Raw genomic sequence first — 11,163 nt, forward strand, 5'->3', positions numbered from 1 at the left:
ACCCCGGGCCGGCGCTGTGGGGGCGCCGCCCCGGGGTACGGCCCCGTATGACCTACGGGGCGGACCTACCGGGGCCCGTCGGCCCCGACGAGCACCTCGGCCAGCGCCGCGGTGAAGCGGTCCGTGGTGGCCCGGTCGCGCACCGCGAGCCGCAGCCAGTCCGGGCCCAGCCCCGGGAAGGAGTCGCCGCGGCGCACCGCGAAGCCGCGGGCCCGCAGCCCGGCCCGTACCTCCGCCGCCCCGGGCAGGCGGACCAGCACGAACGGTCCCGCCGCCGGGCCGGCCACCCGGATCTGCCGGAACCCGGCCAGCCGGGACAGCAGATGCGCGCGGTCCGCGGCGATCTGCCCGGCCGCCGCGTCCGCCTCCGCCAGGGCCGCGGGCGCGCTGCACGCCTCGGCGGCGGCCAGCGCGGGGCTGGAGACCGGCCACAGCGGCTGGGCCCGCTCCAGCGCGGTGACGGTCTCCGGGGCGGCCAGCACATAGCCGATCCGCAGCCCCGCCAGGCCCCAGGTCTTCGTCAGGCTGCGCAGCACGACCAGGCCCGGCAGGTCCGTGCGGCCGGCCAGCGACTCCTGTTCGCCGGGCACCGCGTCCATGAACGCCTCGTCCACCACGAGCGTCCGGCCGGGCCGCGCCAGACGGGCCAGCGTCGCCGCCGGGTGGAGCACGGAGGTCGGGTTGGTCGGGTTGCCGACGACGACCAGGTCGGCGTCCTCGGGCACCGCGCCGGGGTCCAGCCGGAAGCCGTCGCGCTCGGTGAGCAGGACCCGCCCGACGTCGTGCCCGGCGTCCCGCAGGGCCGCCTCGGGCTCGGTGAACTGCGGATGCACCACCACCGGCCGCACCGCCCGCACCGCGCGGGCGAGCAGCACGAACGCCTCCGCCGCCCCCGACGTCAGCAGCACCCGCCCGGCGGGCAGGCCGTGCCGCTCCGCGACCGCCCGGCGGGCCGCGCGGCCGTCGGGGTAGGCGGCGAGCGAGTCCAGCGACGCGGCGATCCGGGCCTTGAGCCAGGCCGGGGGAGTGCCGGTGCGGACATTGACCGCCAGGTCCGTCAGGTCGCCCGCGCCGTCCGCCGCGCGCACCTCGGCGTCACCGTGGTGCCGCAGATCGGGCTCGGGGGAGGGGCCCACCCCGTGCGGCGGGCGGACGTCGGGTGCGGGGAGGGCGGAGTCGGTGGAGAGCGGCATGGTCAGCGGTCTCCGGCGCCGGCGGTGGCCGGGGCGGACTCCCGGGCCGTGCGGTGCGTGCCCCGGGCGTCCCCCGCCGCCGCCCGGGGACCGTCCGCCACGGCCTCGTGGTAGCGCTCCATGACCACCTCGGCCACCTCCGGCCCGGCGCCGAGGGTGTGCGCCCCGTACACCTCGATGTCGGGGTGTGCCGCGGCCCAGCCCTCGGCCTGCATGCACAGCCGCTCGAACAGCCCGCCGGCGAAGAGGAAGTACGGCGCGACCACGACCCGGCCCGGTCCGCCCGCGGCCGGGGCCGCGGCGGCCAGTGTCCGGCACCGGTCCAGGCCGGCCGGCACATCGGGCGCCGCCTGACTCACGAAGGCGGTCTCCACCCCCGCGAAGCCGCGCCCCTCCCACAGCAGCCGCGCGGCCCGGGCCACCTCGGCGTTGGCGTACGGATCGCTCGCCCCGCGCCCCACCAGCAGCACCGTCGTACGGGCGCGGTCCAGCGGGGTGCGGGCGCCCTCGCCGAGCGCCTCGTCCAGCCGCCGTTCCATGGCGTCGAGCAGGCGCGGATGCGGCCCCAGTTCGGCCCCGCAGGTGTGGCCGAGCCCGGGGTGGCGCCGCACGGCCCGCTCCAGCGCCGCGGCCAGCGGCTGGGCCACCGGCCCGGTCGGGGCCAGCAGCAGCGGTACGGCGACCACGTGGGACGCGCCCCGCGCCACCAGTTCGCCGACCGCGTCGCCGAGCGGCAGCGGCGCACCCGGACCGTCCGGCGCGGCCTGGGTGCCGGGTGTGCCGAAGAAGCCGCCGGCGACGGGTACTTCGGGGTGGCGCGCGTCGAGCCCGCGCACCAGCGCGCGCAGGGCCTCGGCCCCGTCTTCGTCACGGGTGCCGTAACCGGCGATGAGCAGGGCGGGAGGGGTGGTCACTGGGTCTCCTTGGTGCCGGTGGGTTCGCGCTCGGGCGCCGTGTCGCCGATGACCGCCGTCCGCCGATCCGGGCCACGGCGGGGTGGGTTGGGGGAGGTCATGACGATATCGGCAGCGGGCGAGGAGCCTGCGGGTGCTCCCTCCCTACCAGCGGTAAGGGCACCGTTGTCCGTTACTGCCGGCCCGGCGAGGGCACACGTGGCGCGGGCCGGCCCGACCCGCGGCACCGACTTCCGCTTGCCGGCGATCAGTTGGGCGCCCGGCCCGGCGGCCAGCAGCGCGGCCGCCTCGGCGACGCTCGGCGTCCCCACGGCGGCGGCCGCCGCCGCGGACGGATCCGGCACCCGTACGGCCGCCAGCGCCGTCGCCGGGAACGCCCGCAGCGGCACACCGAGCCGCCGTGCCGCCCCGATCAGACCGGGTTCGGAGGACTTGGCGGTCACCGTCGCCAGCGCCCTGACCGGCCGGTCCGCGCACCCCGCCGCGGCGAGGGCGGCCTCGACCAGCTCCACGACCTCGGAGACCGCCACGCCTCGGCTCGCGCCCACCCCCACGACCAGCGGCGCGGGCTCCCCGGGCGGCGGGCCGGGGGCCCGGGCCGGTTCGCCGGCCACCCGGCCCCTCACTGCCATCCCTTCACAGCTGTCTCCTCAGCACTGTCTCCGCACCACTGTCCCTGCACCACTGTCCCCGCACGGACTCCTCCTCACAGCGCGACGGCTCCCCGGCCGAAGGCGACCCGGCCGTGCCGGCCGGCCAGCACGGCGGTCAGCCGGGGGCCGGGGCCGGCGGCGACCGGCGGGCCGGGCCAGGGGGCGCCGAGCGCCGCCAGTTCGGCGCGCACCGCGGCCGGTTCGGGATGCGTCGCGGTGAGCGAGACCAGGGGGAGCGTGGGGAGTCCGGCGGCGGCCGGGTGCGGGGTGGTGCCCCAGTCGAGCAGGAACGGCGTCAGCCACACCCCCGCGGACTCCCCGCCCGCGGGGCCGCCGCCCGCGCCCGGTGGCGTCAGCCGCCAGCTGAGCGGGGTGCCGTCCGGGGCCCGGCGGGACATCTCCGCCGGGTCCCCGGGGTCGTAGCCGTGGGCGCGGGCCGCCGCGACCCGGGCGGCGATGCCGGTGACCCGAACCGCCCAGGTCACCAGCCGCGGCCCGGGCAGCGCGTCGATGCCGAACCACCGCGGGGCCGGCGGCACGGGCTGCCCGGGGTCGGGGCCGATGATCTCGAAGTACGCCCCGCCGCCCAGGCCCAGCAGATGGTTGCGGGTGCCCCGGCCGGGGTGGCTGCCACCGCTCACCGGCCGTACGCCGGTGAGCCGGGCCACCTCGTCGACGGTGCGCTCCAGGTGGGGCGTGGCGTACACGAGGTGGTCGAGCACCGCGGCGGGGCCCGCCGCGGTGCTCATCGCGCGGCCCCGGCGGCGGTCACCGGACGGCCTCCGCGGCCTCCGCGGCGGCCCGGGCCGCGCCCGCCACCAGCCGCCGGGGCAGCGACGGTTCGGCTGCCCAGTGCACGTGCAGGTACGACGCGTGCACCCCGCCGGACACATGGCCCTCCACCCGCCGCTCCGGATGGGTCAGCCCCCAGGCCGGGTCCGGGCCCGCGCCCGGCTCCAGCACGGTGCGGTGGAACTCGTGGCCGCGCACCCGCGTCCCGGCCGCGGCCAGCGCGTTGTCCCGCAGCGCGACCGCCTCCCGGTAGCCGAGGGTCAGCCGCTCGGTCATCCGGGCCTCGGCGGGCAGCACCCCGCACATCGGCCTGCCGTCGATCGAACGGGACAGGTACAGCAGCCCGGCACACTCGGCGGACACCGGCGCACCGGAGGCGGCCAGCGCGGCCACCGCGGCGCGCAGCGGCTCGTTCGCCGACAGGTCCGGCGCGTAGACCTCGGGGAAGCCGCCACCGATCACCAGCCCGCGGGTGCCGGGCGGCAGCCGCTCGTCGTGCAGCGGGTCGAAGGGCGCCACGTCGGCGCCCGCGGCGGCGAGGAGTTCGGCGTGCTCGGCGTACGAGAAGGTGAACGCGGCCCCGCCGGCGACGGCGATCAACGGCCGGCCGGCGGACGTGCCCTCGGTGACGGGGGCCGCCTCGGCGGCCGGGTCCCAGGGCGCGTCCGGCAGCTCCGGCACGCTGCGTGCCAGGGCCAGCAGCGCGTCGAGGTCGCAGCCCGCGCGCACCCGCGCGGCCAGTTCGCCCACCGACTCGACCGCGTCGGCCCGCCGTTCGGCGACCGGCACCAGGCCGAGGTGGCGGGACGGCGTGCCGGCCCGCCCGTCGCGGCGCAGCGCGCCCAGGACGGGCACGCCGGAGGAGTCCATGGCTTCCCGCAGCAGCTCCTCGTGGCGGTCCGAGCCGACCTTGTTGAGGATGACCCCGGCCAGCCGTACGCCGGGGTCCCAGGACGCGAAGCCGTGGACGAGCGCGGCCACCGACCGGGACTGCGAGGAGGCGTCCACGACCAGCACCACCGGTGCCCGCAGCAGCTTCGCGACCTGCGCGGTGGACGACAGCTCGCCCATGCCCGACGCGCCGTCGAACAGCCCCATCACCCCCTCGACGAGCGCGAGGTCGGCGCCGGCGGCGCCGTGCAGGAACAGCGGGGCGATCCGGTCCGGGCCGCACAGGTAGGCGTCCAGGTTGCGGCCCGGCCGGCCGGTGGCCAGCGAGTGGTAGCCCGGATCGATGTAGTCGGGGCCGACCTTGTGCGGCGACACCGTGAGGCCGGCCTCGGTGAACGCCGCCATCAGGCCGGTGGCCACGGTGGTCTTGCCCGCGCCGGACGACGGCGCGGCGATCACCAGCCGCGGGACGGAACCGCTCATGCTCTGCTCTCCCGGTTCACCATTCGATGCCCCGCTGGCCCTTCTGGCCGGTGTCCATGGGGTGCTTGACCTTCGTCATGTCGGTCACCAGGTCGGCGAAGTCCAGCAGCGCCTCGGGGGCGCCGCGCCCGGTGATGACCACGTGCTGGGTGCCGGGGCGGTCGCGGAGCGCCGCCACCACCTCGTCGGTGTCGATCCAGCCCCACTTCAGCGGGTACGCGAACTCGTCGAGCACCAGCAGCTTGTAGGTCTCGGCGGCCAGGTCCCGCTTGACCTGCTCCCAGCCCTCGCGCGCCGCGTCCTCGCTGGAGGCGATGTCGCGCTGCACCCAGGACCAGCCCTCGCCCATCTTGTGCCAGGCCACGGTGCCGCCCTCGCCGGACTCCCCGAGCACCTTCAGGGCGCGCTCCTCGCCGACCTTCCACTTGGCCGACTTCACGAACTGGAACACCCCGACCGGCCAGCCCTGGTTCCAGGCGCGCAGCGCCAGCCCGAAGGCGGCGGTCGACTTGCCCTTGCCCTGGCCGGTGTGGACGAACACCAGCGGGCGGTTGCGGCGCTGGCGGGTGGTGAGCCCGTCGTTCGGTACGACGGACGGCTGTCCCTGCGGCATTACGCGGCCTTCCTGTTGCCGTGAGTGGTCCTGGTGCCTTGCACGGTCCGTACGAGCGCGGAGACGCTGTCCGCGCGCAGCTCGTCGAGGGTGATGGCGGTGCCCTGCAGGTCGCGGGCGAGTTCCCCGGCCAGGCCGAGGCGCACCGGGCCGGCCTCGCAGTCCACGACGACGGAGGCGGTGCCGTCGGCGGCGAGCAGCCGGGCGGCCCGGGAGGCCAGGGCGAGCGGCCCGCCCGCCGAACGGCCGCCGCCCGCGCCGGTGGCCCGCCCGTCGGTGACGACGACCAGCAGGGCGCGGCGCGAGGGGTCCCGCAGCCGCTCGATCCGCAGCACCTCGTGGGCCTTGAGCAGGCCCTCGGACAGCGGGGTGCGGCCGCCGGTGGGCAGCTGCTCCAGCCGTGCGGCGCCCGCCTCGACCGACGACGTCGGGGGCAGCGCCAGGTCCGCGCCGCTGCCCCGGAAGGTGATCATCCCGATCTTGTCGCGGCGCTGGTAGGCGTCGAGCAGCAGCGACAGCACCGCGCCCTTGACGGCACTCATCCGCTTGCGTGCCGCCATCGAACCGGAGGCGTCGACGACGAACAGCACGAGGTTGCCCTCGCGGCCCTCGCGCACCGCCTCGCGCAGATCGTCGCGGCGCACCACCAGGCCGGTGCCGCGCCGCCCGCGGGCCTTCTGGTGCGGGGCGGCGGCCTGCACGGTCGCGGCCAGGTGCAGCTTGCCCAGGGCGCCGCGGGGGCGGCGGGCGCCGGTGGTCCGGCCGTGCGCGGTGCGGGCCCGGGAGCGGCGGCCGTCGGCGCCCTCGCCCAGGCCGGGTACGTCGAGCCGGCGGGTGCGGAACGGCTCGGTGGCGGCGACGGCCGGCTTCTCACCGGCCGCGCCGCCCTGCGGACGGGGCTCCGGCCCGGGCTGCTCGGGGGCCTGGGGCGTCGCGGGCGCCTCCCCGTCCTGCTGGTGCGGCAGTCCGGTCTCCGGCGGCAGCGGCGCCTCCTCGGGGTCGCCGTCCTGCGGCGGGTGCCCGCCTTCGGGGCCGTCGCCGCCACCCGGGCCACCGCCGTCGGGCCCGTCCGGGTCGGGATCGTCGTCGCCGTCCGGGTCCGCGTCGGGGGCCGGGTCCTCGTCCGTGCCGCGGAACTCCTCCAGCGTCTCGTCGAGCTTGTCCTCGTCGAGGCCGGGGGCGTCGAAGGGGTTGCGGCGCCGGCGGTGCGGCAGCGCCAGCAGGGCGGCCTGCCGGACGTCCTCCTCCGCCACGTCGGCGCGGCCCGCCCAGGCGGCCAGCGCGGTGGCGGTGCGGGCCATCACGATGTCCGCGCGCATCCCGTCCACCTCGAACGCCGCGCAGGTCGCCGCGATCTGCCGCAGCGCCCGGTCGCCCAGCGTCACCCGCGGCAGCAGCTCCCGGGCCGCGGCGATGCGTCCGCGCAGCTCGTCCTCGTCGCCGGCCCAGCGCGCCGCGAAGCCGGCCGGGTCGGCGTCGTAGGCCAGCCGGCGGCGGACCACCTCCACCCGCAGGTCCGGCTCGCGGGAGGCCGCGACCTCGACGGTCAACCCGAACCGGTCCAGCAACTGCGGGCGCAGTTCGCCCTCTTCGGGGTTCATGGTGCCGACGAGCAGGAAGCGCGCGGCGTGCCGTACGGAGACGCCCTCGCGTTCGACGTAGGAGGCGCCCATGGCGGCGGCGTCCAGCAGCAGGTCGACGAGGTGGTCGTGGAGGAGGTTGACCTCGTCGACGTAGAGGATGCCGCGGTGGGCGTCCGCGAGCAGGCCGGGCTCGAACGCCTTCACGCCGTCCGACAGGGCGCGTTCGATGTCGAGCGCGCCGACCAGCCGGTCCTCGGAGGCACCGACGGGCAGTTCGACCATCCTGGTCGGGCGGTGCTCGACCGGGCCGGTGCCGTGCGGTCCGTCGGGGCAGCCGGGGTCGGGCGCGGTGGGCGCGCAGGCGAAGCGGCACCCGCCGACGACGTCCACGGCGGGCATCAGCGCGGACAGCGCGCGGACCGCGGTGGACTTGGCGGTGCCCTTCTCGCCGCGCACCAGCACCCCGCCGACCGCGGGGCTCACCGCGTTCAGCAGCAGCGCCAGCCGCAGGTCAGCCATTCCGACCACGGCGGTGAAGGGGTACTGCGGTCCGGTCGTGTTGTGCGCGGTTGTCATGCTGTGTCGTCCTCCACGTCGCCGTCGGCTCCCCGGTCCGTTGCTTGCGTACCCGTCATGGCGCCCCCGGAGGCACGAACGGCAGCCCCTCCGGCACCCCTTCCTCGATCAGCCGCAGCAGGGCGGCGGTGTCCGCGTGCTCCTCGACGAGGTCGCCCAGCAGGTCCAGCTGCTCCTCGCGGAGGGTGCCGAAGCGGGTGTCGGGGGCGGGGACGAACGCCCGGCCCGCGTCGGCGGCGACCCGCCGCAGGAAGGCCCGGCGGAAGCCGTCGCTCTCCAGCGAGCCGTGCCAGTGGGTGCCCCATACGGAGCCCACCCGGCAGCCGTCGAGGAACTCCTCGTCGCCGCCGGTGACATCGGCGACGCCGTGGTGGATCTCGTAGCCCTCGACCGGCTCGCCCAGTGCCTCGCCGACCGGCCGGGCGAGGGTCTTGTCGGCCGCGAAGCGGACCCGTACGGGCAGCAGTCCGAGCCCCGCGACCGCGCCGGCCCTCGACTCGACCTCGTCGTCGATGTGCTCGCCGAGGATCTGGAAGCCGCCGCAGATGCCCAGTACGGGGCGGCCCTCGGCGGCCCGCCGGGCGATCGCGTCGGCCAGCCCGCGTTCGCGCAGCCAGGTCAGGGCCCGGACGGTGCCGCGGGTGCCGGGCAGCACCACCAGGTCGGCGTCGGCGAGTTCCTCGGCGCGGTCGACGAACCGCACCACCACGCCCGGTTCGGCGGCCAGCGCGTCGACGTCGGTGAAGTTGGACATCAGGGGCACGGCGCAGACCGCGACCCGCAGGACGTCCGCGCCGTGCGGCGGGGCCACCGCACTCTCGCGCACCGCGCCGCGCAGCGACACTCTCAGTCCGTCCTCCTCGTCGATGCCGAGGCCGTGCCGGTACGGCAGCACGCCGAGCGTCGGCCGGCCGGTGAGGGTGCGCAGCATGTCCAGGCCCGGCTCCAGCAGCGTCACATCGCCCCGGAACTTGTTGACGAGGTACCCGGCGACCAGCGCCTGGTCCTCCTTCGACAGCAGTGCGGTGGTGCCGAAGAAGGAGGCGAACACGCCGCCGCGGTCGATGTCGCCGACCACCACGACGGGCAGCCGGGCGGCCCGGGCGATGCCCATGTTGACGATGTCGGTGCGCCGCAGGTTGATCTCGGCGGGGCTGCCGGCGCCCTCGCAGATCACCGCGTCGTGGGTGCGCCGCAGCTCGGCCAGGCAGTCGGTGACCGTGCCGAGCAACTGCTCCTGCCGGCCCGCGTGGTAGCCGCGGGCGCTCAGTTCACCGACCGGTTTGCCCAGCAGCACCACCTGGCTGGTGCGGTCGCCGCCCGGCTTGAGCAGCACCGGGTTCATCAGCGCGGTCGGTTCGACGCGCGCCGCCGCGGCCTGCATCGCCTGGGCCCGGCCGATCTCCGCGCCCTCGCGGGTGACGAACGAGTTGAGCGACATGTTCTGCGCCTTGAACGGCGCCACGCGGATGCCCTGGCGGACCAGCCAGCGGCAGATCCCCGCGGTCACCACGCTCTTGCCGGCGTCGGACGTCGTCCCGGCCACCAGCAGGCCGCCGCCGAGCTTCCCGGATGTTCCCGGCCCACCGTTCACCGGCGATTCCTCCCGTTTCCGTTCCGCCGCCGCAGCGCGCCCGCGGCGAGCCGTCCCGCCACCGTCGTCGCCAGCGCCAGCGCGCCGACCCGCCGGGAGAGCCGCACCGCCCGCTCGATGTCGTCCACCGCGGGCGGCCGGGCCCCGCCGTTGAGCACCGGGCGGTGCTCGACGCGCCCGCCGTACGCCAGGGTGCCGCCCAGCCGTACGCCCAGCGCGCCCGCGAACGACGCCTCCACCGGGCCGGCGTTGGGGCTCGGGTGGGCGTGGCCGTCGGCCCGCCAGGCCCGCAGCGCGCCGCGCCGGTCGGGGCCCGCGAGCACGGTCAGGGCGGCGGTGAGCCGGGAGCCGGGCCAGCCGGCCAGGTCGTCGAGCCGGGCCGCGGCCCAGCCGAAGCGCCGGTAGCGCGCCGACTTGTGACCCACCATCGCGTCCAGGGTGTTGACGGCCCGGAACGCCACCAGCCCGGGCACTCCGCCGGCCGCGCCCCACACCAGGGCGCCCACCACCGCGTCGGAGGTGTTCTCGGCGACCGACTCCACCACGGCGCGGGCCATCTGCGGCCCGTCCAGCGCCTGGGGGTCGCGTCCGCACAGGTGCGGCAGCCGCTCCCGTGCCACGTCGAGGTCGCCGGCCGCCAGCGCACCGCCGACGGCCCGCGCCTCCCGGCCGAGCGAGGTGCCGCCGAGGACGGCCCAGACCGTCGCCGCGGTCAGCGCGGTGCGGGCGGCGGGGACGTCGCGCAAGGCGCGTGCCAGCAGCGCGGCGCCGGCGGCCGTACCGCCCGCGCACAGCAGGGTGTGGGCCGTCCCGTAGCCGCGGTGGTCGCGCCACAGCCGGCGTTCGACGGCGGCGGCGGCCCGGCCGAACGCGGCCACCGGGTGGCCGCGCCGTGGGTCCGCCGCGATCAGGTCGCCGAGGAAGCCGAGTGCCGCGCCGCACGCGTATCCCGCGTGTTCGCGCATCGGGTCAGACCGCCGTGGGGGCGGGTCCGTGACATCCGTGAAGGGCCCCCGGGGCAGGGGGCAGAGGTGCTCTCGAACGGCGGCCGGGCATGGCGGTATGTCCTCACTCAGGGTCCGCGCCCTGGCTCGACGTGACGGCGACACGAGTCTCCTGGCTCCCGGATCGGCGTGGCCTCCGGCCTTCCAGCCCGTACGGGTACGGGCCGTGGCCGTCGTCGGAGGACGCTCCCCGGTGACAGTGGCGGGACCGCGCCGGATTCGCACCGGACTTCCTCTGCTGTCGCCGATTGGCTCCGGCAGTCCACCACGGTCCGCGAATGCCCGTCAACTCACCTTTGACCTGCGACGCTGCCCCTCGGCAGGCGCTGTGGCACACGCCACAGGGTGGCAGCGGCGTCACAGACGGTTGCCTGTGCCCCTGATCCCACGTCACTATCGGGAGCACGGTGGCGAAGGGGCCGCCGGAAGGGGGCTGGGGGATGCCGGAGAGCGCCGATCGCCAGGAGATCCGGATCAGGGTCACGGGCACGAACAATCCGCAGCAGGACATCGACGACCTCCGGGCGTGGTTGGAGCGGGAACCCTGGTTGAGCCGCCGGGAGCACTCCTGGGAGCAGCGGCCGCGGCCCGCCGGGGCGGATGACGGCACCGACGGCGCGGAGCCGGCCGACATGGCCGTGGGCGTGGACGACCTGATCCTCGTCATCGTCGGCGCGGTCGCCACCGAGCTGACCAAGGGGCTGGGCATCGCCCTGCGGGAGTGGCTGCGGCGCCGCAAGGAGGAGCGCGCCGAGGGCGAGGCGCCCGCCGTCGACGTGGGCGCCGGCGGAGAGGTGCGGGCGGTCGGCGAGAGCCCCGAGCCCGGCAGCCCGGCGCACGGGAGCGGCAGCACCGGCGAGGACTGAC

Annotated in this window: 10 protein-coding genes and 1 riboswitch; of the genes, 1 reads left to right on the forward strand and 9 read right to left on the reverse strand. The window is 77.1% G+C overall.

Translation table 11 applies throughout. From position 1 onward, the window contains the following. Positions 1-65 precede the first annotated feature (65 nt). From cobC to SL103_RS09900, 9 genes are all read right to left on the reverse strand, one after another. Positions 66-1,193, reverse strand: a complete 1,128-nt coding sequence (cobC, locus tag SL103_RS09860; RefSeq protein WP_079145665.1) for an Rv2231c family pyridoxal phosphate-dependent protein CobC — start codon at positions 1,191-1,193, stop codon at positions 66-68. Positions 1,194-1,195: 2 nt separating this feature from the next. Further along, positions 1,196-2,107, reverse strand: a complete 912-nt coding sequence (locus SL103_RS09865; protein WP_069568372.1) for a sirohydrochlorin chelatase — start codon at positions 2,105-2,107, stop codon at positions 1,196-1,198. Beyond that, entirely contained in the window at positions 2,104-2,739 is a 636-nt protein-coding gene (locus tag SL103_RS09870; RefSeq protein ID WP_079145666.1) for a cobalamin biosynthesis protein, read from the reverse strand. Before SL103_RS09870 ends, SL103_RS09865 begins: the two co-directional genes overlap by 4 nt. Positions 2,740-2,813: 74 nt before the next feature. Further along, positions 2,814-3,509: a VOC family protein gene (locus SL103_RS09875; RefSeq protein ID WP_069568376.1), complete on the reverse strand. Its 696-nt coding sequence runs from the start codon at positions 3,507-3,509 to the stop codon at positions 2,814-2,816. Between the two features lie 19 nt (positions 3,510-3,528). Next, the gene (locus SL103_RS09880) at positions 3,529-4,926 is read right to left on the reverse strand and encodes a cobyrinate a,c-diamide synthase (protein ID WP_069568378.1); all 1,398 of its coding nucleotides are present in this window, start codon (positions 4,924-4,926) and stop codon (positions 3,529-3,531) included. 16 nt (positions 4,927-4,942) lie between these two features. Next, positions 4,943-5,539: a cob(I)yrinic acid a,c-diamide adenosyltransferase gene (cobO, locus tag SL103_RS09885; protein ID WP_069568380.1), complete on the reverse strand. Its 597-nt coding sequence runs from the start codon at positions 5,537-5,539 to the stop codon at positions 4,943-4,945. Continuing rightward, complete coding sequence (locus SL103_RS09890; RefSeq protein WP_069568382.1) at positions 5,539-7,698, reverse strand: putative cobaltochelatase; 2,160 nt, start codon at positions 7,696-7,698, stop codon at positions 5,539-5,541. Before SL103_RS09890 ends, cobO begins: the two co-directional genes overlap by 1 nt. Before the next feature lie 55 nt (positions 7,699-7,753). Further along, a complete protein-coding gene (locus SL103_RS09895; RefSeq protein WP_069568384.1) occupies positions 7,754-9,292 on the reverse strand; it encodes a cobyric acid synthase in 1,539 nt (512 codons plus the stop codon). Beyond that, entirely contained in the window at positions 9,289-10,257 is a 969-nt protein-coding gene (locus SL103_RS09900) for a cobalamin biosynthesis protein (RefSeq protein WP_069568386.1), read from the reverse strand. The genes SL103_RS09895 and SL103_RS09900 overlap by 4 nt, the downstream gene beginning before the upstream one ends. Positions 10,258-10,402: 145 nt before the next feature. Next, positions 10,403-10,531, reverse strand: a riboswitch (cobalamin riboswitch). A 205-nt stretch (positions 10,532-10,736) separates the two neighbouring features. Between SL103_RS09900 and SL103_RS09905 the strand changes: the two genes are divergently transcribed. After that, complete coding sequence (locus SL103_RS09905) at positions 10,737-11,162, forward strand: hypothetical protein (protein ID WP_069568387.1); 426 nt, start codon at positions 10,737-10,739, stop codon at positions 11,160-11,162. Position 11,163 lies beyond the last annotated feature (1 nt).

This window comes from Streptomyces lydicus, assembly GCF_001729485.1.
GTDB classification, from domain to species: Bacteria; Actinomycetota; Actinomycetes; order Streptomycetales; family Streptomycetaceae; genus Streptomyces; species Streptomyces lydicus_D.

Coding starts and splice junctions, on each gene's coding strand:
- cobO (WP_069568380.1), bottom strand. CDS start 5,539: ATGCCGCAGGGACAGCCGTCCGTCGTACCGAACGACGGGCTCACCACC.
- SL103_RS09900 (WP_069568386.1), bottom strand. CDS start 10,257: ATGCGCGAACACGCGGGATACGCGTGCGGCGCGGCACTCGGCTTCCTC.
- cobC (WP_079145665.1), bottom strand. CDS start 1,193: ATGCCGCTCTCCACCGACTCCGCCCTCCCCGCACCCGACGTCCGCCCG.
- SL103_RS09905 (WP_069568387.1), top strand. CDS start 10,737: ATGCCGGAGAGCGCCGATCGCCAGGAGATCCGGATCAGGGTCACGGGC.
- SL103_RS09870 (WP_079145666.1), bottom strand. CDS start 2,739: ATGGCAGTGAGGGGCCGGGTGGCCGGCGAACCGGCCCGGGCCCCCGGC.
- SL103_RS09890 (WP_069568382.1), bottom strand. CDS start 7,698: ATGACAACCGCGCACAACACGACCGGACCGCAGTACCCCTTCACCGCC.
- SL103_RS09875 (WP_069568376.1), bottom strand. CDS start 3,509: ATGAGCACCGCGGCGGGCCCCGCCGCGGTGCTCGACCACCTCGTGTAC.
- SL103_RS09880 (WP_069568378.1), bottom strand. CDS start 4,926: ATGAGCGGTTCCGTCCCGCGGCTGGTGATCGCCGCGCCGTCGTCCGGC.